This is a genomic window from Klebsiella sp. C283 (assembly GCF_048822555.1).
Lineage (GTDB): Bacteria > Pseudomonadota > Gammaproteobacteria > Enterobacterales > Enterobacteriaceae > Klebsiella > Klebsiella quasipneumoniae.
This window is the reverse complement of sequence record NZ_JBMEZS010000003.1, coordinates 250,033-271,035: the sequence shown is the minus strand read 5'-3', so window position 1 is coordinate 271,035 and position 21,003 is coordinate 250,033. Positions and strand designations below refer to the sequence as shown.

At 57.6% G+C, this 21,003-nt stretch carries 18 protein-coding genes and 1 other annotated feature; of the genes, 6 read left to right on the top strand and 12 right to left on the bottom strand.

The window, feature by feature from the left end; translation table 11 throughout:
• Positions 1-8: 8 nt before the first annotated feature.
• From lapB to pgpB, 3 genes are all read right to left on the bottom strand, one after another.
• Positions 9-1,178, bottom strand: a complete 1,170-nt coding sequence (lapB, locus tag ACOI7Z_RS07055; RefSeq protein WP_004203879.1) for a lipopolysaccharide assembly protein LapB — start codon at positions 1,176-1,178, stop codon at positions 9-11.
• A 6-nt stretch (positions 1,179-1,184) separates the two neighbouring features.
• Complete coding sequence (locus ACOI7Z_RS07050; protein ID WP_023289338.1) at positions 1,185-1,493, bottom strand: LapA family protein; 309 nt, start codon at positions 1,491-1,493, stop codon at positions 1,185-1,187.
• 135 nt (positions 1,494-1,628) lie between these two features.
• Positions 1,629-2,396 (bottom strand): phosphatidylglycerophosphatase B, encoded by a 768-nt coding sequence (gene pgpB / locus ACOI7Z_RS07045; RefSeq protein WP_023289337.1) that lies wholly within the window; start codon positions 2,394-2,396, stop codon positions 1,629-1,631.
• Positions 2,397-2,559: 163 nt separating this feature from the next.
• Here pgpB and ribA point away from each other — a divergent pair, with 163 nt between their 5' ends.
• Positions 2,560-3,162: a GTP cyclohydrolase II gene (ribA, locus tag ACOI7Z_RS07040; protein WP_087848750.1), complete on the top strand. Its 603-nt coding sequence runs from the start codon at positions 2,560-2,562 to the stop codon at positions 3,160-3,162.
• 47 nt (positions 3,163-3,209) lie between these two features.
• Here the strand turns inward: ribA and acnA are convergent, their stop codons facing one another.
• From acnA to topA, 4 genes are all read right to left on the bottom strand, one after another.
• Positions 3,210-5,882 (bottom strand): aconitate hydratase AcnA, encoded by a 2,673-nt coding sequence (acnA, locus tag ACOI7Z_RS07035; RefSeq protein WP_023289335.1) that lies wholly within the window; start codon positions 5,880-5,882, stop codon positions 3,210-3,212.
• Positions 5,883-6,270: 388 nt separating this feature from the next.
• On the bottom strand, positions 6,271-6,438 hold the full coding sequence (locus ACOI7Z_RS07030) for a YmiA family putative membrane protein (RefSeq protein ID WP_002901776.1): 168 nt from the start codon (positions 6,436-6,438) through the stop codon (positions 6,271-6,273).
• A gap of 245 nt (positions 6,439-6,683) precedes the next feature.
• Positions 6,684-7,658 (bottom strand): HTH-type transcriptional regulator CysB, encoded by a 975-nt coding sequence (gene cysB / locus ACOI7Z_RS07025; RefSeq protein WP_004203875.1) that lies wholly within the window; start codon positions 7,656-7,658, stop codon positions 6,684-6,686.
• A 343-nt stretch (positions 7,659-8,001) separates the two neighbouring features.
• Positions 8,002-10,599 carry a type I DNA topoisomerase gene (gene topA / locus ACOI7Z_RS07020; protein ID WP_087848749.1) on the bottom strand — a complete coding sequence of 866 codons (2,598 nt, stop codon included), beginning with the start codon at positions 10,597-10,599 and terminating at the stop codon, positions 8,002-8,004.
• 406 nt (positions 10,600-11,005) lie between these two features.
• Between topA and ACOI7Z_RS07015 the strand changes: the two genes are divergently transcribed.
• Entirely contained in the window at positions 11,006-11,257 is a 252-nt protein-coding gene (locus ACOI7Z_RS07015) for a YciN family protein (RefSeq protein ID WP_002901761.1), read from the top strand.
• A gap of 62 nt (positions 11,258-11,319) precedes the next feature.
• Here ACOI7Z_RS07015 and sohB read toward each other — a convergent pair whose 3' ends face one another.
• A complete protein-coding gene (sohB, locus tag ACOI7Z_RS07010; protein WP_032429135.1) occupies positions 11,320-12,366 on the bottom strand; it encodes a protease SohB in 1,047 nt (348 codons plus the stop codon).
• 255 nt (positions 12,367-12,621) lie between these two features.
• Between sohB and ACOI7Z_RS07005 the strand changes: the two genes are divergently transcribed.
• Together ACOI7Z_RS07005 and cobO are read left to right on the top strand one after the other, a co-directional pair.
• The gene (locus ACOI7Z_RS07005) at positions 12,622-13,383 is read left to right on the top strand and encodes a YciK family oxidoreductase (RefSeq protein ID WP_087848747.1); all 762 of its coding nucleotides are present in this window, start codon (positions 12,622-12,624) and stop codon (positions 13,381-13,383) included.
• Positions 13,380-13,970, top strand: a complete 591-nt coding sequence (cobO, locus tag ACOI7Z_RS07000) for a cob(I)yrinic acid a,c-diamide adenosyltransferase (RefSeq protein WP_023289331.1) — start codon at positions 13,380-13,382, stop codon at positions 13,968-13,970. Before ACOI7Z_RS07005 ends, cobO begins: the two co-directional genes overlap by 4 nt.
• A 60-nt stretch (positions 13,971-14,030) precedes the next feature.
• Here cobO and rluB read toward each other — a convergent pair whose 3' ends face one another.
• From rluB to rnm, 4 genes are all read right to left on the bottom strand, one after another.
• Complete coding sequence (gene rluB, locus ACOI7Z_RS06995) at positions 14,031-14,933, bottom strand: 23S rRNA pseudouridine(2605) synthase RluB (RefSeq protein ID WP_023289330.1); 903 nt, start codon at positions 14,931-14,933, stop codon at positions 14,031-14,033.
• A 379-nt stretch (positions 14,934-15,312) separates the two neighbouring features.
• A complete protein-coding gene (locus tag ACOI7Z_RS06990; protein WP_087848746.1) occupies positions 15,313-15,975 on the bottom strand; it encodes a response regulator in 663 nt (220 codons plus the stop codon).
• A gap of 81 nt (positions 15,976-16,056) precedes the next feature.
• Entirely contained in the window at positions 16,057-16,677 is a 621-nt protein-coding gene (locus ACOI7Z_RS06985) for an L-threonylcarbamoyladenylate synthase (protein ID WP_023289328.1), read from the bottom strand.
• Positions 16,678-16,693: 16 nt separating this feature from the next.
• Positions 16,694-17,557, bottom strand: a complete 864-nt coding sequence (gene rnm / locus ACOI7Z_RS06980) for an RNase RNM (protein ID WP_023289327.1) — start codon at positions 17,555-17,557, stop codon at positions 16,694-16,696.
• A gap of 159 nt (positions 17,558-17,716) precedes the next feature.
• Positions 17,717-17,812, top strand: a sequence feature (Trp leader region).
• Positions 17,813-17,845: 33 nt separating this feature from the next.
• Here rnm and ACOI7Z_RS06975 point away from each other — a divergent pair.
• Together ACOI7Z_RS06975 and trpD are read left to right on the top strand one after the other, a co-directional pair.
• Entirely contained in the window at positions 17,846-19,408 is a 1,563-nt protein-coding gene (locus ACOI7Z_RS06975; RefSeq protein WP_023289326.1) for an anthranilate synthase component 1, read from the top strand.
• Entirely contained in the window at positions 19,408-21,003 is a 1,596-nt protein-coding gene (trpD, locus tag ACOI7Z_RS06970; RefSeq protein WP_023289325.1) for a bifunctional anthranilate synthase glutamate amidotransferase component TrpG/anthranilate phosphoribosyltransferase TrpD, read from the top strand. Before ACOI7Z_RS06975 ends, trpD begins: the two co-directional genes overlap by 1 nt.

Here is a 21,003-nt window from a genome sequence, read left to right as displayed (position 1 = left end):
TTTTGACCTTACTGGCCGTCGAGGCCGCGAATAGGTTTGATGGTCGCCCAGGAGCGGCAGGACGGACAATGCCAGTAGAGAGTATGAGCGGTAAAGCCGCATTTCTGGCAACGGTAGCGCGGTTTGCTGCGCACCTGTTCGCCGACCATGTTTCGCAGCACCCCAAGGCTTTCTTTCGCCCGCCCTTCTTCCGCTTCGTTGAGATGGTAGTCCATCAGCTTATGGAAAACGCGCATGGTCGGGTGGCGCTCAAGCTGCCGGGTCACGTAGTTTTGCGCCGCTTCGACCCCTTCCCGCTGCTCAAGGATCTGCGCCAGCATCAGTTCGGCGGTCGCCCCGGCGTTCTCCTCCACACAGCGGCGCAGGAAAACTTCCCATTCATCGGCTTTGCCGAGCTGCTGGTAACAGGTTTGCAGCATCTCCAGCGTCTCACCCACCAGCTCTTTATCCTGATCGATAACCCGCTCGAGGCTCTCCACCGCTTTGGCGTAGTCGCCCTTCTCCATCCAAACCCGGCCCATCATGATCGAAACCCGGGCGCTGTTGCGGTCCGCGGCGGCGCCTTTCTTCAACAGCGCCATCGCCTTATCCAGATCGTTGGCCGCCATCTGCTGCAGGGCCAGTTCGCACCAAAAGTTGGCGATTTCGCCACGATGCTTCTCTTTCCCCAGCTTCACCAGCCGTTCAGCCACCTCGATAGCCGACTGCCAGTCGCTGGTCGCCTGGTAGATCTGCAGCAGCTGCTGCAGCGCGCCGAGGCGAAAATCGGTCTCATCCACCAGCTGTTTGAACATATCTTCCGCGCGGTCATACAGCCCGGCGGCCATATAGTCGCGCCCCAGCTGTTGCACCGCCAGCAGGCGCTGGTCATAGGTGAGCGACGCGCTTTCCATCAGACTCTGGTGAATACGGATCGCGCGGTCGACCTCGCCGCGCGAGCGGAACAGGTTGCCGAGGGTCAGGTGGGCCTCAACGGTGCCGGTATCCTCTTTCAGCATATCAAGGAACAGATCGACGGCTTTATCCTGCTGGTTGCTAAGCAGAAAGTTTACCCCCGCCACGTAATCCCGTGACAGGCGGCTCGCGTCGTCCTGTTTGGACTGTTGTGCACTTCTGCGCCCCATGTACCAACCGTAGGCGGCGGCAACGGGTAAAAGCAGAAACAACAACTCCAGCATAAGAGATTATTCCTTCACCGCAGGCACGCCTGCCTCGACAGCCGCCGGACTGACAGGGGCAATCTGGTGTTCAAGGCGCTTTATTTTCCGCTCCGCGCGCGCCAGCGAGACGCGCACCCGCAGCCAGAACAGGCCGCAGATCAGCCAGCCGATAGCAAAGCCCGCGGCGAACAGCACCGCCAGCAGCGTCGAAATGCGGAATTCACCCTGAGCGAGCAAATAGTTGAAAGTGACCTGTTGGTCATTCTGCGCCCCCAGCGTCACTGAAATGACGAAGATTGCTAACACCAGTAAGAAAATGAGTAAATATTTCACATGACTTCCCGTTCTGTGGGTTGCGCGTAAAAAGCCCGCTTTCAGCCCTATAAAGTATCATTTTCGCCGCAGCGGTGGAACGAAAAAGCACGGCAACTCGACAGGATATGCGGTCGGATGCCGCTAAAATCAACATTATTCCGCTTCAGGCATCCGTTTTTTAATATCCTGCGCCTCTTCCCCCGGCGGCGAAAGCGGCCCGCAAAGACGCTGCGTCAGCCAGCAGGCCACCGTGACCAGCAGCCAGGAGATCAGCGTAGCGACGATGAGATCCAGCGGCCAGTGCATACCGAGCGCCAGGCGACTCCCCATCACCGCCGTCGCCCACGCCAGCAGCACCGCGATCGTGCCCCAGCGCCGACGCGGCCACAGCAGCCCGGCAGCGAGCAGCGCCCAGCTGGCGGCGAACATCGTATGGCCTGACGGGAATGCAAACCCGGTCTCTTTCTGCCAGTGTTTGCGTAAAAACGGCGGGATGTCCTGCGCCTGCGCCAGCTGCTCATGCACCAGTTTAGCGCGTTCTTTGCGCTTTAACGCGTAGAATTGCGTCACCGGCACCTGCCTTGCGTTTTCCAGCCAGATGACAAACGGTCTCGGCTCCTGAACCCGCGCCTTGACCCAGGATTTGGTCCCCTGTCCCACCAGGATGGCGGCGGCAAGAATGAGGAACAGGATCAGCGCCGCGCGCAGGCGAAAGCGCAGGCACCAGAGAAACCAGGCGCACAGCACAACATGGGTGATAATTCCCCACGGCTGGGTCACCGTTTCCGTCACCCACCAGAGGCTTTTCAGCCATACCACCGGCAGTCCTGGCTGCCACAGCCAACCAGACAGCCAGACCGTGAGGGGCATGACCAGCAGCAGCGCCGCCGCGAGAGCGGTTCGTCGGGCAATCAACAGCATTTTCTCTCCTTCTCCTTGTAGATGAACATCATAGCGGAAAGTAGATCGTTTGTGCGCTTTCCGCGCGGCTAACCGTTCGTGATTAGGAGAACGTCCCGGCGTTGTGGCAAAATAGCGGTAAACAGAAAGCACATTCAGGTGCTGACAGAATCTGGAGAATCACATGCAGCTTAAACGTGTGGCAGAAGCCAAACTGCCAACCCCCTGGGGCGATTTCCTGATGGTGGGTTTTGAAGAACTGGCAACCGGACAGGATCATGTCGCGCTGGTATACGGCGATATTTCAGGGCAGTCGCCGGTGCTCGCCCGCGTCCATTCAGAATGTCTGACGGGCGATGCCCTGTTTAGCCTGCGCTGTGATTGCGGCTTTCAGCTGGAGGCGGCCCTGTCGCATATCGCCGAAGAAGGCCGGGGGATCCTGCTCTATCATCGTCAGGAAGGTCGCAACATTGGTTTATTGAATAAGATCCGCGCCTACGCGCTGCAGGATCTGGGTTATGACACTGTCGAAGCGAACCATCAGCTTGGCTTCGCCGCCGATGAACGCGACTTCACCCTGTGCGCCGATATGTTCAAGCTGCTCAACGTTGAGCAAGTGCGGTTGTTAACCAACAACCCGAAAAAAGTGGAAATCCTCAGCGAAGCCGGGATTAACATTGTGGAGCGCGTTCCGCTGATCGTCGGGCGCAACCCGAAAAACGCCCACTATCTGGACACCAAAGCCGCCAAGATGGGCCATCTGCTGAACAGCAAGCCGGCGGAATAATACCGGCGGCAGCGTAAAGAGAGGGCCAGCGATGCTGGCCCTTCGTTTTACAGCATATTGCGGATAACGTAGTGCAAAATGCCGTCGTTGCGGTAGTAGGTGAGTTCGGTCGCCGTGTCGATACGACACCGGCAGGCGATCACCTCCTGCGAGCCGTCAGCGCGGGTGAGGGTCACTGGCACCGTGGCGCCGGGCTGCAGCGACTGCAGGTTACTGACATCAATCCGCTCTTCGCCGGTCAACTGTAGCGTTTTACGGGTGACGCCCTGCGGGAACTCCAGCGGCAGAATCCCCATCCCGATCAGGTTGGAGCGGTGGATACGTTCGAAGGACTCGGCGATCACCACCCGGATCCCCAGCAGGCGCGGCCCCTTCGCCGCCCAGTCGCGACTGGAACCTGAGCCATACTCCTTACCAGCAATCACCGCCAGCGGTATGCCCTCAGCTTTATATAGCATCGCTGCATCGTAGATCGCCACCGGTTCGCGGTCCGGCAGATGGCGGGTCATGCCCCCTTCCACCCCCGGCACCATTTCGTTGCGGATGCGGATATTGGCGAAGGTGCCGCGCATCATCACCTCATGGTTACCGCGACGTGAGCCGTAGGAGTTAAAGTCGCGCCGGGCAACCCCATGCTCCTGCAGATAGCGGCCTGCCGGACTATCGGCTTTGATGCTTCCCGCCGGCGAAATGTGGTCAGTGGTTACTGAATCGCCCAGCATGGCGAGGATCCGCGCGCCGTGAATATCCTCCACCGGCAGCGGCTCGATGCCCATCTCGTCAAAGAACGGCGACAGGCGAATATAGGTCGAATCTTCCTGCCAGTCGTAGGTATCTGACGCCTCCACCTTGATCGCCTTCCACTCCTCTGTCCCGGAAAACACTTCCGCGTACTCTTTGCGGAACATCTCCGTGGAGACCTGTTCCACCGCGCGGGCAATCTCCTCCCCGCTCGGCCAGATATCTCTCAGATAGACCGGCTCGCCGTCGCTGCCCTGCCCCAGCGGCTCGCGGGTAAGATCGATGTTCATGTTCCCGGCCAGCGCGTAAGCGACCACCAGCGGCGGCGAGGCCAGCCAGTTGGTTTTCACCAGCGGGTGGATACGCCCTTCGAAGTTACGGTTACCGGAGAGCACCGCCCCGACGGTGAGGTCGCCCTTTTTGATTGCTTCTTCAATAGGTTCCGGCAGCGGGCCGGAGTTACCGATACAGGTGGTACAGCCATATCCCACCAGATTGAAGCCGAGCTGGTCGAGGTAAGGCGTCAGGCCGGCATGGGCCAGATAATCCGACACCACTTTCGAGCCCGGGGCCAGAGAAGCTTTCACCCACGGCTGCGGCTGCAGTCCGCGTTCGACGGCTTTTTTCGCCAGCAGGCCGGCGGCCATCAGCACGCTGGGGTTGGAGGTGTTGGTACAGGACGTGATCGCCGCAATGGCCACAGCGCCATCCGGCAGCGAATAGTGATGCCCGTTCAGCGTATACGCCACCGGCTGGCGCTGACGCTGAAGGTGGTTAACCTCCAGCTCGCCGCTGGCGGCAAAGGCTTTCGGCACATCGCCGAGCGCCACGCGATCCTGCGGCCGCTTCGGCCCGGCGAGGCTTGCTTCAACGCTGCCCATATCCAGCGCCAGGGTACTGGTAAAGACCGGCTCATCGCCCGGCTGGCGCCACATGCCCTGCGCTTTGGCATAGGCTTCCACCAGCGCCACCTGTTCTTCGCTACGTCCGCTGAGGCGCATATAGCTGAGCGTCACGTCATCGATCGGGAAGAAACCGCAGGTGGCGCCATACTCTGGCGCCATATTGGCGATGGTGGCGCGGTCGGCCAGGGGCAAGGTATCCAGACCGTCACCGTAGAACTCAACAAATTTTCCGACAACGCCGTGCTGGCGCAGCATCTGGGTGACCGTCAGGACCAGGTCAGTAGCGGTAATGCCTTCGCGCAATTTGCCGCTGAGCTTAAAGCCTACCACATCGGGGATCAGCATCGACACCGGCTGGCCAAGCATGGCGGCTTCCGCTTCAATCCCGCCCACGCCCCAGCCCAGCACGCCGAGCCCGTTAATCATGGTGGTATGGGAGTCGGTGCCCACCAGGGTATCCGGCCACGCCATCCACTTCCCATTCACCTCTTCGCTCCACACCGCCCGTCCGAGATATTCCAGGTTGACCTGGTGGCAAATCCCGGTGCCCGGCGGCACCACGCTGAAGCGGCTAAAGGCCTGCTGCCCCCAGCGCAGAAAAGCGTAGCGTTCGTGGTTACGTTCCATTTCCAGGCGGACGTTGTCTTCAAAGGCTTCGTCATCGCCGAAGCGGTCGACCGTCACCGAGTGGTCGATCACCAGGTCGACCGGCGACAGCGGGTTCACCTTCGCGGTATCGCCGCCCAGGCGTTTCACCGCCTCGCGCATGGCGGCCAGATCCACCACCGCCGGTACGCCGGTAAAGTCCTGCATCAGGACGCGGGCCGGACGATAAGCAATCTCCCTGTCGGCATGGGCCTGCTGCAGCCAACCGGCAAGGGCGCGAATATCTTCTTCAGTCACCGAGTCACCGTCCTGCCAGCGCAACAGGTTCTCCATCAGCACCTTCAGCGACTTGGGCAGTCGACTGAGATCGCCCAGCTGCTTCTCCGCCAGCGGCAGACTGTAGTAATGCCAGGTTTTCGCGTTAACCTGCAGCGTATCCTTACTGGCTTCTCGTAGGGTTGACGACATAGCTCCTCCTTTATCTCAGGGATGGCATACCCCGATTCTCCTCAGGGTCTCCATTAAAGATAACACATGATGGGCATAACACTTTGATAACAACCCAAATTGCTAAATCTGATGTGACGGAGAGGGGTTAAAGGGAATTATCTACGCGCAGAGGAAATAGCACCAAAATAGTGCAGAGAGGTCTTTTAAGCGATATTGTATTAGTACACGAGGACAAAAAAAGAGCTAATCATTACCTGCTGGCCGATTAGCTCTTGTGATTGATTTCAGGTTGGATGAATCCCGCGGCAAAATATATTCTCCCTGTATTGCCGGTCACTGATTTTATATTACAGTTTCCTTTCACTGTCATAAAAATGACATGTATCTACAACGATGACCTACAGCTTTAGCTGACAATCCAGATGTTGCAGATGGTGAGCGCGATGATGCTCCAGAACATCGCCAGCCCTACCAACACTACGCCCCATACGCGACTACGCAGAACGGGATCGATTTCGGTTTTGTCATTTTCGTATGACATCGCCAGTTTCATGTAATCGATATTACTTATCATATTGTCACCACCAATTGCTCAAATCATCAGGTACAGATAAATCTTAATTATGGATAAACGATTAATCCAGTGAATTTAGGCCTGATGGAATATATTTGACCGGTTATTTGATCGCGACGGGCATTATGAAAAACGCGTTATCAGAAATTCTTAATTTTGTGATTGGTTCGAGGTTTAAGTTGTTAAATAAGGGCCATGATAGTTAATGGCACTCCTTACACGGAATGCCATTATTTTTAACGTGGTTATTTTTCCGGAAGTTTTATATCTTTGAACATCGCTTCAATATCTTCATTCGACCGTAGCGCCACTGCGGTATCCACGACATCCCGGGTCAGATGGGGTGCAAAACGTTGAATAAAATCATACATGTAGCTTCGTAAGAAGGTGCTACGGCGGAAGCCTATTTTAGTGGTGCTGTGGCTGAAAATACCGTTGGCATCCAGCTTCACCAGGTCCGGATCGGAGACCGGATCTACCGCCATGCTGGCAATCACCCCAACCCCCAGCCCCAGGCGAACATAGGTTTTAATGACGTCGGCATCGGTAGCGGTAAAGACAATGCGCGGCGTCAGGCCCGCACGGTTAAACGCGGTGTCCAGTTCGGAGCGGCCGGTGAAGCCAAAGGTATAGGTCACCAGCGGGTACTGCGCCAGCTCTTCTATTGATACCGAGCCCCTGGAGGCCAGAGGATGCTCCGGCGTCACCACGATCGACCGGTTCCAGTGATAGCATGGCAGCATCACCAGGTCGTCATACAGATGCAGCGCTTCGGTAGCAATGGCGAAGTCGGCGTTGCCTTTCGACACGGCTTCGGCGATCTGGGTTGGCGAACCCTGATGCATATGGAGCGACACCCGCGGATAGCGTTCAATAAAGCCCTTGATCACCCCGGGCAACGCATAGCGCGCCTGGGTATGGGTGGTCGCCACGTACAGCGACCCTTTGTCCGGCCAGGTATGCTCCCCGGCGACAGATTTGATGGCATCGACTTTCGACAACACCTCGCGGGCAATGCGGATGATCTCCTGCCCGGCAGGCGTCACCTGAGTCAAATGCTTGCCGCTGCGGGCAAAGATTTGGATGCCCAGCTCATCTTCCAGCATACGCACCTGCTTACTGATGCCTGGCTGAGAGGTATAAAGCCCTTCGGCGGTGGATGAAACATTCAGGTTATGGTTAACCACCTCAACGATGTAGCGAAGCTGTTGTAGTTTCATGCTGATATCCGTTTGCGCGTAAAATGAAGCCGCTTAATACACTTTACGTTCAGGCAACTTGTCGCCGGTGAAGGCCAGGCCTCCCGGCAGTTGGCCATAGTGGCGCCGCAACGCATCCTGAAAGCGATGATGTATAAGACGTTTTAATAATAAAAAAGGCATTAACTATAACCACTATATCATTTATATCAACACTGTATAGACGGTAACGAAAAATAATATAGGTGGTTATAAGAGGGTGAAAAGCGCGGAGAGAAAGGAAAACGACACGGCAGAGGCATCCATGGCCCCTGCCGGCCGCCAGAGCAGGAAAAGCGCCCTTTTCCTGCCTGATAATGGTCAGTTACTTTTTAGCTTCCGTCCATTTACCGTCGATAAAGAAGGCTGACCAGCCGGTCGCTTTGCCCTCTTTTTCGGACGCTACGTACTGTTGCTTCGTTTTACGGCTAAAGCGCACCAGCGTCTTATTGCCTTCCGGATCCTGCTGCGGCGCATCGGCGAGATAACGCAGTTTTTCCGGCAGACGATCGCGGAAGCGGTACAGCTCTTCCACAAGCGGCGCGCGCGTTTCCCGTGATTTCGGGAAGGTGTTGGCCGCCAGGAAGACGCCCGCGGCCCCGTCACGCAGCACGAAATAGGCGTCAGACTTCTCGCACGGCAGCTCCGGCAACGGCACCGGATCTTCCTTCGGCGGCGCCACTTCCCCATTGCGCAGGATCTTACGCGTATTCTTACACTCGTCGTTGGTACAAGCCATGTACTTCCCAAAACGCCCCATCTTCAGGTGCATCTCGGAGCCGCACTTCTCGCACTCCACTACCGGACCGTCATAGCCCTTGATGCGGAACTCGCCCTCTTCAATCTCATAGCCATCGCAGGTCGGGTTGTTACCGCAGACGTGCAGTTTACGCTTGGGATCGATAAGGTAGCTGTCCATCGCCGTACCGCACTTCTGGCAGCGGCGTTTGGCGCGCAGCGCGTTAGTTTCGGCGTCATCGCCTTCCAGCACGTTGAGGACTTCGTTTTCCGGCACCAGGTTAATGGTGGTTTTGCAGCGCTCTTTCGGCGACAGGGCATAGCCCGAACAGCCGAGGAAAACGCCGGTGCTGGCGGTACGGATACCCATTTTACGGCCGCAGGTCGGGCAGTCGATGCTGGTAAGCACCATCGGGTTCGGCTGCATACCGCCCTCTTCCGGATCTTTCTCCGCCGTCTCCAGCTGGGTGGAAAAATCGCCGAAGAAGTGGTTCAGCACCTCTTTCCACTCGGCCTGGTGATTAGCCACCTGATCGAGACGATCTTCCATCTGCGCGGTGAAGTCGTAGTTCATCAGATCGCGGAAGTTCTCTTCCAGTCGGTCGGTGACGATCTCGCCCATTTTCTCCGCGTAGAAACGACGGTTTTCCACTCGCACGTAACCACGATCCTGAATGGTGGAAATAATCGAGGCATAAGTCGACGGACGGCCGATGCCGCGTTTTTCCAGCTCTTTAACCAGCGAGGCTTCGCTGAAGCGCGCCGGCGGCTTGGTAAAGTGCTGCGCAGGCGTCAGCTCGACCAGGCTCAGCTGGTCGCCCTGTTTGACCAGCGGCAGGGTCCGGTCTTCATCGCCCTTGCGCAGAGCCGGCATCACTTTGGTCCAGCCGTCGAAGCGTAAGGTACGACCGCGCGCTTTCAGTTTGAAATCGCCCGCCGCCACGGTCAGCGTCGTGGAGTCGTACTGCGCTGGCGTCATCTGACAGGCGACAAACTGGCGCCAGATCAGCTGATACAGTTTCTGCGCATCCGCTTCCATATCTTTCAGCGTTTCCGCCAGCACGTTCACATCAGACGGACGAATCGCTTCGTGCGCTTCTTGTGAATTTTCTTTGCTGGCGTACTGATTCGCGCTTTCCGGCAAATATTTTTTACCAAACTTATCGCTGATATAACCGCGAACCATGTTCAGCGCGTCCTGACTCAGGTTGGTGGAGTCGGTACGCATATAGGTGATGTGCCCCGCCTCATAGAGACGTTGAGCCATCATCATGGTCTTTTTCACGCCGAAGCCGAGGCGGGTGCTGGCCGCCTGCTGCAGGGTGGAGGTGATGAACGGTGCGCCCGGCTTACTGCTGGTCGGCTTGTCTTCCCGCTCCAGTACGCTGTAGCTGGCTTTTTCCAGCAGCGATACCGCCGCCATCGTCTCATCACGGCTGACCGGACGGAATGGCTTATCATCCTTATGGGTCACCTGCAGCGGCAGCGCGTCGCCGCCCGGCGTGGTGGTACTGGCATCAACTTCCCAGTACTCTTCCGGGACGAACGCTTTGATTTCACGCTCACGCTCCACCACCAGGCGGACCGCGACGGACTGCACGCGCCCGGCAGAAAGACCACGGGCGATTTTTTTCCACAGCAGCGGCGAAACCATATAACCCACCACGCGGTCCATAAAGCGACGCGCCTGCTGGGCGTTAACCCGATCGATATTCAGCTCGCCCGGCTTTTCGAAAGCCTGACGAATGGCGTTTTTGGTGATCTCATTGAACACCACGCGGCTGTAACGCTGCTCATCGCCGCCGATGACTTCCCGCAGGTGCCAGGCAATGGCTTCCCCTTCGCGGTCAAGGTCGGTTGCGAGATAGATGTGGTCAGCTTTTTCCGCCAACTGTTTGAGTTCGGAAACGACCTTTTCTTTACCCGGAAGTACTTCATAATGCGCATTCCAGTCATGCCATGGGTCCACGCCCATGCGGTTAACCAGAGCACCACGTTCGTCCTTTTTAGGCTTTTTAGCCCCTTTGGTGGCGGTAGAGTCGGTGCTCTTTTTGGAAGCTGATCCACTGGTCGGCAAATCGCGGATATGACCGACGCTGGATTTCACCACGTAGTCATTACCCAGATACTTATTGATCGTTTTGGCTTTTGCCGGGGACTCAACGATAACGAGAGCTTTACCCATATTCACCTTTACCTAATTTGATTCATCCAGGAATACATCGCACATTCATACACCCTCCACTGGCGACTGCCTCATATGTTGCGGCACCGTCGGTGAATATCAACCCAGAACACCTGTTTCAACTCCGTAAAACCAGGCGCTTGAGTTTACTGACCTTTTTTCGTCAGGTGACATAGCACGAAGAATTTTTGGCCGAATGTCAAGCAAATCTGTTGCCAGATCGCCGAAAGCGTCACACTGTACCTGATAAAATTCGTTACGCAACTTTATTAGCATGCAAAAGCGAATCACGCCAGTAAACCGCTGTTTCTCCACTGGTTACGATTACCCCTGTTTTGTCCATGGAAAATTTGCCCCGCGCCGCCGCGCGGCGTAAACTACGCCCGGAGAAAAAGAGGAGTCCGTTATGCAAGGTACAACCCAACCAATCGATCGCCAGACGCTGCTCGAAAAAGCCAACAAACTTATTCGTGAACATGAGGATACGTTAGCCGGTATCGAAGCCACCGACGTCGTTCAGCGCAACAATGTCCTGGTGTTTAGCGGTGAGTTTTATCTTGATGAGCAGGGTCTGCCGACGCCAAAGAGTACAGCGGTATTTAATATGTTTAAGTACCTCGCCCATGAGCTGTCGGACAAATATCACCTTGTCGATTAAGACCGGCGTAGATTAAGACTGCTCTAAACGAGAACGCGAGGCAGAGCCTCGCGTTTTATCATCTACATCAGCGGCTTCTGTCCGCGCTGCCACCAGCGCAGCAGCAGTCGATCGGCACTCTCCGCCGCGCTACCTGTGAAGCGATCGAGCATTTTCTTACGCTGTTGATAACGCACCCCGATCACCTCGTGGCTTTCCATTAATCCCAGCAGCAGCTCATCGCTGGTTTCAACCGCATCCACCAGCCCTTTTTCCAGCGCCTGTACCCCGTACCAGTGTTCGCCAGTGGCCACCTGCTCAATATCAAGGCCCGGGCGCATCCGATGTACGAAATCCTTGAACAAATGGTGCGTCTCATTGAGATCCTCGCGGAACTTGCGCCGTCCTTCTTCAGTGTTTTCACCCAGCATAGTGAGCGTTCGTTTGTACTGTCCGGCGGTGTGCAGTTCGATATCAATATCTTTGTTCTTCAGGAAACGGTGCAGGTTTGGGATCTGCGCCACCACGCCAATAGAGCCGAGGATCGCAAACGGCGCCGAGACAATTTTGTTCGCCACGCAGGCCATCATATAGCCGCCGCTGGCCGCCACTTTATCGACCGCCACCGTCAGCGGGATTTGTTTGTCACGCAAGCGCTGCAGCTGAGAGGCAGCCAGCCCGTAGCCGTGCACCACCCCGCCGGGGCTTTCCAGACGAATCACCACCTGATCGCGCGCTTTCGCCGCGGCCAGCACCGCGGTGATCTCTTCGCGCAGGCTGGTGACCTCATGGGCATCCATACTGCCTTTGAAATCCAGCACCCAGGCGCGCGGCTTGCCTTCCGGCTCCACGTTACCCAGCTTCGCCCGCGCTTTCGCCGCCTTCGCCTCTTGCTTTTGCTTTTTCTTCTGCGACTTATGCCACTGCTTCTGCTGCGGGCCATCCAGCAGGGCCACCGCCAGCGATTCCTTCATCTCTTTATAATGCTCGCTAAGATTCGTCACCCGCAGCTCGCCGCGCTGCTTCTTGCGCTGGGCCAGGTTGACGATAATAGCGGCAATCACCGCGATAGCGACGACAACGGTCGCGATCTTGGCTAAAAATAAGCCATATTGAGCAAGTAATTCCACGTTTTCACCTTGTGTAAAGCACTGACGTTGCTGCACAGTGTACATCAGCCCCTGGCGAGAAGTCTTTGTGCTTTGTGTCCTCTGCGCAGCGGATTCCGTTTTTTTTCAGCGAGGCTGAAATCGTTGCAAGATATTAATTTTGTGAATACTTTCCGCTTCGCCGATTGCAATGGCGGGCGCTTTCAGGCATAACAGCGCAAAAGTGAGATACCAAAGATGAAGCGCGATCGAGAGCCGATCGCCAAAGGAGTCGCCGTGCATTATCAACCGCAACGCCACTTGCTGAAAGATCGCATCATTCTGGTCACCGGGGCCAGCGACGGAATTGGCCGTGAAGCGGCCCTGACCTACGCCCGCTACAGCGCCAGCGTGATTCTGCTTGGCCGCAACGACGAAAAACTGCGCGCCGTCGCCCATGAGATTGAACGCGAGGGCGGTATTTCCCCCCGCTGGTTTACTCTCGACCTGCTAACCTGCACGCCGCAGGCGTGTCAGCAGCTGGCGCAGCAGATCAGCATGCACTATCCCCGCCTTGACGGCGTGCTGCACAATGCTGGCCTGCTCGGCGATATCTGCCCGATGGATGAGCAGAAACCGGAGGTCTGGCAGCAGGTGATGCAGGTGAACGTCAATGGCACCTTTATGCTGACCCAGGCGCTTCTTCCTTTATTACTCCGTTCTGAATCAGGTTCGCTGGTCTTTACCTCATCCAGCGTCGGTCGTCAGGGTCGCGCCAACTGGGGCGCCTATGCCGTCTCCAAATTCGCTACCGAGGGGATGATGCAGGTGCTGGCCGACGAGTACCAAAGCCGCCACCTGCGCGTGAACTGCATCAACCCTGGCGGCACCCGCACCGGCATGCGCGCCAGCGCGTTCCCGACGGAAGATCCGCTGAAACTGAAAACCCCCGCTGACATTATGCCCGTCTATTTGTGGCTGATGGGCGACGACAGTCGTCGCAAGACGGGAATGACCTTCGACGCCCAACCGGGGCGTAAACCAGGAATTGCCCAATGAGTGATGAACGCTACCGCGAACGCCAGCAGCGGCTGAAAGATAAAGTTGACGCCCGGGTGGCGGCGGCCCAGGACGAACGCGGCATTGTGATGGTCTTTACCGGCAACGGCAAAGGCAAAACCACCGCCGCCTTTGGCACCGCGACCCGCGCCGTCGGCCACGGCAAAAAAGTCGGCGTGATCCAGTTTATCAAGGGGACCTGGCCTAACGGCGAGCGTAATCTGCTGGAGCCACACGGCGTCGAATTCCAGGTAATGGCGACAGGCTTTACCTGGAACACCCAGGACCGCGACAGCGACACCGCCGCCTGTCTGGCGGTCTGGGAGCATGCCCGCCGTATGCTTGCCGACGACCAGCTCGATCTGGTGCTACTGGACGAACTGACCTACATGGTGGCCTACGATTACCTGCCGCTGGAGGCGGTGCTGAGCGCCCTACGTGAGCGTCCTGCCCACCAGTCGGTGATCATCACCGGCCGCGGCTGTCATCGCGATATTATTGAACTGGCGGATACCGTTAGCGAGCTGCGCCCGGTGAAACATGCCTTTGATGCCGGCATTAAAGCACAGATGGGGATTGACTACTGAGGGCCGGATACGGCGAAAGGAAGTCCGCGTTCCGGCGCAAAACCACCGGAACGCGCAACATTAACCGTTGGTCTTATTGCGGGTACTGGAACGGCGGTTGCTGTTATTACCCTGGCGCGGGTTAGCGCTGCTCTGGCTGTGGCGCTTCACCGCCCGGCGGATCTGATTGGCTTTCAACCGGCGACGATCTTTTTCAACGGCGACCTTAGAGCTGGTTTCCGGAGTGAGTTCCACCAGCTCGCGCAGGTAGTTGGTCTGCGCCAGGTCCAGCTCGGTATAGCCGCCGCGCGGCAGGCCTTTCGGCAGCAAAATATCGCCATAGCGCACGCGGATCAGGCGACTGACCTGCACGCCGACCGCTTCCCACAGGCGACGCACTTCGCGGTTACGCCCTTCGGTCAGGGTGACGTTGTACCACTGGTTAATCCCTTCACCGCCGGTGAATTTAATGGTTTTAAACGCCGCCGGACCATCTTCTAGCTGCACGCCGCGAGACAGTTGACGCAGCTTATCTTCATCCACCTGGCCGAAAACGCGAACGGCGTACTCACGCTCGACTTCACGGCTCGGGTGCATCAGACGGTTTGCCAGTTCGCCGTCGGTGGTGAACAGCAGCAGGCCGCAGGTGTTGACGTCCAGACGACCAACGGCAATCCAGCGCGCGCCGCGCAGTTTAGGCAGACGATCGAACACCGTCGGGCGCCCTTCCGGATCGTTACGGGTGCACAGTTCGCCTTCCGGCTTATAGTAAGCCAGCACGCGGCAGATCTGCTCAGCGGACTCTTTCACCGAGATCAGATGGCCATCGATACGAATTTTTAAACCGGGGACGATCTCCACACGGTCGCCGAGGGTGGCGATTTTGCCATCGACGCTGACGCGGCCAGCTTCGATTTTCGCTTCAATTTCACGGCGGGAGCCGTGGCCGGCGCGGGCCAGCACTTTTTGCAGTTTCTCGCTCATTGAGCTTCCTTAAGGTGTCGCCTTCCCAGGCGTCTGGTATGCTTTATGAAACAATGAGGCCTTTTTCAACAACTCATTGTTACGTATATACTTTTTACGTAAAGTCTCGCTGGCATGCGCAAAACATTCACCGCGAGCCCGTAATCGTGGCCGAACATACTACACTAACTTCGTCGGGAAAGCTTCTGTTCGCCGCATTGCGCTGAGTATGGAACAGATTTTGCGCGGACGCTTAGATTTGCGAGCAGCCTGAACCTATAAAGACCTGGTGGGTCATTGATTATCAATCCGGGAAAGGGAATTTACAGATAACCCGCCTCCAGCCGAGGATATAGCAAGAGGTGGAATGCAGAAGTCATCCTCTGGATTTGATGGATAATTATTTTTTTAACGCCCCCATGACCAGGCGAAATAATTCCGGCGGATTATTGGTCGCGTCTAAAGCGCCATGCTGTTTTGCTTGTTCCTTATGCTGAGCAGCATTGGAGCTCGCATAGATAATGTATGGAATGTCTTTGCCCTTTCTTCTTAGCTCATCCAGGAGAGTATATCCCGCACGATCATCCCCTGGCCTCTTCATATCGGAAATAATCACATCAAACGACTGATTTTTTAGTCTTTCGAGAGCCTCGTCGGTAGATACTACATTAACAAACCTTATGCCCAGAGCTTCCATGGACTGACGTTCAAAGCGATTACCATTGGGTCTGTCATCAACCCACAAGATGACGGCATCACCCGCTCTTCGCAATACTCTCGGCGTTACAGCCTGAGTCACTACGTTGACGTCATCCAGAACGCTTTGCTCTACATTACCCTCGCCTTTAGCAATGGTACCTTTGCTGGCCAATGCAGCGGCAAGATTGGCACTAGACTCAGCCCCTTTATTGAAGGTCTCGACTTCAAAGCCGGGACCTTTAATGGAAAGGCGGCTGAGGTTTTCAAGAAACCGGTTGATTGCAGTTCCAAATCGACATAGAAAAAACAGAACAATAGCGGGCCAAATAACAACATTGATTAACGTTATCAGCTCATGAAGCATAACCAGGTTCTCCCATGAGACTTTCAGGAGCCAGACAGGCTCCTGACGTTCGAGCGTTGCTTCAGCCCACTTTTCGTCAGATTACAGAAACGGCCTCACGTCGCCGACGCCTTCGCGCAGCACCACCGGAGCGTCTTCAGTGAGATCGATAACCGTGGTCGGCTGCTGTCCAAGGAAGCCGCCGTGGATAATGAGGTCCACGACTTTCTCCAGACGATCTTTGATCTCTTCCGGGTCGGATTCGGTAAAGTCGCTGCCGGGCAGCATCAGCGAGGTGGAGAGCATCGGTTCGCCTAAGGTCTCAAGCAACGCCTGAGCGATGGGATTGGACGGGACGCGCATACCAATGGTTTTACGCTTCTCCTGCAGCAGCCGGCGCGGCACCTCTTTCGTTCCTTTGAGGATAAAAGTGTAGTTGCCCGGCGTATTGTTTTTCATCAGGCGAAACGCCACGTTGTCCACAAAGGCGTAGGTTGACAGTTCGGACAGGTCGCGGCACATCAGGGTGAAGTTGTGGCCGTCCGGCAGCTGACGGATGCGGCAGATCCGCTCCATCGCGCCCTTGTCTTCAATTTTGCAGCCCAGCGCGTAGCCGGAGTCAGTAGGATAAACGATCACCCCGCCCTTACGCACAATCTCCACCGCCTGGTTAATCAACCGCGCCTGCGGGTTATCCGGATGGATATAAAAAAACTGGCTCATACTTCCCTCTCAATTTTTATTCGGCGGCCGCTTCCCAGCTGTGCCAGACGCCTTCGACGCCGGCAGGGAGCCAGAGCTTACGGCCAAGCTCGATCCACGCGCAGGGTTGATGGAAATCGGATCCCTGCGACGCCAGAAGACCAAACTGCACGGCCAGGGCGGCCAGTTGAGCGCGTTCGTGGGGCGCCTGCTGGCACTGGGCCACTTCCATGGCATCACCGCCCTGCTCGCTAAAGTGGGCCAACAGCCGCTTCAGCCACTTGGCGGAAAGATCGTAACGTCCGGGATGGGCTATCACCGCCTTGCCGCCAGAATGATGAATGACATCAATTGCTTGTTTTATTGTACACCACTGCGGCGGCACGTAACCGGTTTTCCCGCGGGCAAGGTATTTTTTGAAGACCTCCGCCATGTTCTTCGCGTGGCCGGCCTCCACCAGAAAACGGGCAAAATGGCCTCGGGTGACGGCGCCACCGTCCGCCAGCCGCAGCGCCCCTTCCCAGGCGCCGGGGATGCGCGCCTTCTCCAGACGCTCGGCAATCATCTGCCCGCGCTGCTGGCGCCGCGCTTTCTGCTCCTCCAGCAGGGCGGTCATCGCCGGGTGTGCAATATCAATATTGAGACCCACAATATGAATCTCGTGATTCTCCCAGAGGGTGGAAATCTCGACGCCGTTCACCAGGGTCAAGGGTAATCCGGCGCGGGCAATCTCTTCCCGGGCCGCCGGGATAGCCGCCACGCTGTCATGGTCGGTGATCGCCAGCGTGCCAACGCGCATCTCATGGGCGCGATGGACCAGTTCCTGCGGAGTCAGCCGCCCGTCAGAGGCGGTGGTATGGCTGTGCAGATCGTAAATCACTGCGTATTGGCTGTCGCTCAAAAGGACTCCTGCTGGACATCAACGTAAATAAGCGCATTATCATACCGACAGGCAGAGAAAATCTGCAAACAAGGGTTGACTTTATTCCATCGAACTAGTTAACTAGTACGCAAGTTCACATGAAGGGGTATCACGATGAAAATGCACTTTATCACTCTGCACAGCTGGTGGCGCACCTCCTGATAACGGGCGGCGTGATCGCGTTTTGCATTCAGCATACAGATACCCGGCCCGCCAATGAGCGGGCTTTTTATTGGACAAAAATAATACGAACAGGCGAGAACAATAATGCAAACATCCAAACCGGCACTCGAGCTTCTCACCAGCGACGCCATCTACCGGGAGAACCCGACGGCGTTATTCCACCAACTGTGCGGCGCCCGTCCGGCCACCCTGCTGCTGGAATCGGCTGACATCGACAGCAAAGATGACTTAAAAAGCCTTCTGCTGGTCGACAGCGCGCTGCGCATCACTGCCCTCGGTGACACTGTCACCATTCAGGCCCTCTCCGCCAACGGCGCCGCGCTGCTGGAGCTGCTGGACGGCGCGCTGCCCTCCGGGATCGCCAATCAGCGCCAGCCCAATGGCCGCATCCTGACCTTCCCGGCGGTCAGCTCCCTGCTCGATGAAGACGCCCGCCTCTGCTCGCTGTCAGTGTTTGACGCCTTCCGTCTCCTGCAGGAGCTGGTGACCGTCCCGGCCAACGAGCGTGAAGCGATGTTCTTCGGCGGCCTGTTCGCCTATGACCTGGTGGCCGGCTTTGAAGATCTGCCGCCGCTGCAGAGCGACACCGCCTGCCCGGACTACTGTTTCTATCTGGCGGAGACCCTGCTGGTCATCGACCATCAGACCAAGCATACCCGCATTCAGGCGAGCCTGTTTACGCCGCTGGAGAGTGAAAAACAGCGCCTGGAGCAGCGCCTGAGCCAGCTTCGCCAGCAGCTGAACGAGCCGCCGCTGCCGCTGCCGGTCACCACCGTGGCCGAAATGCGCTGCGACGTTGACCAGAGCGATGAAGAGTACGGCGCGGTGGTGCGCAAAATGCAGCGCGCGATCCGCGCCGGGGAAATCTTCCAGGTGGTCCCTTCCCGCCGCTTCTCGCTGCCCTGCCCGTCGCCGCTGGCCGCCTATGATGTGCTGAAGAAGAGTAACCCCAGCCCGTATATGTTCTTTATGCAGGACAACGATTTCACCCTGTTCGGCGCCTCGCCGGAGAGCTCGCTGAAGTACGATGCCGTCAGCCGTCAGATTGAGATCTACCCCATCGCCGGCACCCGGCCGCGCGGCCGCCGCGCCGACGGTTCGCTGGATCGCGATCTCGACAGCCGTATCGAACTGGAAATGCGCACCGATCACAAAGAGCTTTCCGAGCACCTGATGCTGGTGGACCTGGCGCGCAACGATCTGGCCCGCATCTGCACCCCGGGCAGCCGCTATGTCGCCGATTTAACCAAGGTTGACCGTTACTCCTTTGTCATGCATCTGGTCTCCCGGGTGGTGGGTGAACTGCGTCAGGATCTTGATGTACTGCACGCCTACCGCGCCTGCATGAACATGGGCACTCTCAGCGGCGCGCCGAAGGTTCGCGCCATGCAGTTGATTGCCGCCGCCGAAGGTAAACGACGCGGCAGCTACGGCGGCGCGGTGGGCTATTTCACCGCCCACGGCGACCTCGACACCTGCATCGTCATCCGTTCCGCCTACGTGCAGGAGGGTATCGCTACCGTCCAGGCCGGAGCCGGCATTGTGCTCGACTCGGTTCCCCAGTCGGAAGCGGATGAGACCCGAAATAAAGCCCGCGCGGTGCTGCGCGCCATTGCCCAGGCCCATCACGCGAAGGAGATTTTCTGATGGCTGACATTCTGCTGCTCGATAATATCGATTCTTTCACCTATAACCTGGCAGACCAGCTGCGCGCCAACGGCCATAACGTGGTGATTTACCGTAACTCCGTTCCGGCGCAGGCGCTGATTGAGCGTCTGGGCACCATGGACAACCCGGTGCTGATGCTCTCCCCTGGCCCGGGTACGCCAAGCGAAGCCGGCTGCATGCCGGAACTGCTGACCCGCATGCGGGGCAAGCTGCCGATCATCGGCATCTGCCTCGGCCACCAGGCCATTGTTGAAGCCTACGGCGGCTATGTCGGCCAGGCGGGCGAGATCCTCCATGGCAAAGCCTCCAGCATTGAGCACGACGGCCAGGCGATGTTTGCCGGTCTGGCTAACCCGCTGCCGGTGGCGCGCTACCACTCGCTGGTCGGCAGCAATATTCCCGCCGGGCTGACGATTAACGCCAATTTCAACGGCATGGTGATGGCGGTGCGTCACGATGCGGACCGGGTGTGCGGCTTCCAGTTCCACCCGGAATCAATCCTCACCACCCAGGGCGCGCGACTGCTGGAGCAGACTCTGGCCTGGGCGCTACAGAAGCTGGAGCATACCAACACCCTCCAGCCGATCCTGGAGAAACTGTACCAGGCGGAAACCCTGAGTCAGCAGGAGAGCCACCAGCTGTTCTCCGCTGTGGTGCGCGGCGAAGTGAAGCCTGAACAGCTGGCCGCCGCGCTGGTCAGCATGAAAGTGCGCGGCGAGCAGCCGCAGGAAATTGCCGGCGCCGCCACCGCGCTACTGGAAAACGCCGCGCCGTTCCCGCGCCCGGACTACCTGTTTGCCGACATCGTCGGCACCGGTGGCGACGGCAGCAACAGCATTAATATCTCCACCGCCAGCGCGTTTGTCGCCGCCGCCTGTGGATTAAAAGTGGCGAAGCACGGCAACCGCAGTGTCTCCAGTAAATCAGGCTCTTCCGACCTGCTGGCGGCCTTCGGCATTAATCTCGATATGAACGCCGATAAATCCCGCGCGGCGCTCGATGAGCTGGGCGTCTGCTTCCTGTTCGCGCCCAAGTATCACACCGGTTTCCGCCACGCGATGCCGGTCCGTCAGCAGTTGAAGACCCGTACCCTGTTTAACGTGCTGGGACCGCTGATCAACCCGGCGCATCCACCGCTGGCGCTGATTGGCGTCTACAGCCCGGAGCTGGTGTTGCCGATTGCGGAAACCCTGCGCGTACTCGGTTATCAGCGCGCGGCCGTGGTGCACAGCGGCGGGATGGATGAAGTCTCGCTGCATGCGCCCACGGTGGTCGCCGAGCTGCATGCCGGGGAAATCAAAAGCTATCAGTTGACCGCCGACGACTTCGGCCTGACGCCTTACCATCAGGCGCAGCTGGCGGGCGGTACGCCGGAAGAAAACCGTGACATTCTGACGCGCTTGCTACAAGGTAAAGGTGAAGCCGCTCACGAAGCCGCCGTCGCCGCCAACGTCGCCATGTTGATGCGTTTACACGGGCATGAAGATCTGAAAGCTAACGCTCAGCAGGTACTGGATGTGCTGCACAGCGGCGCGGCCTATGACAGAGTGACCGCCTTAGCGGCAAGAGGGTAA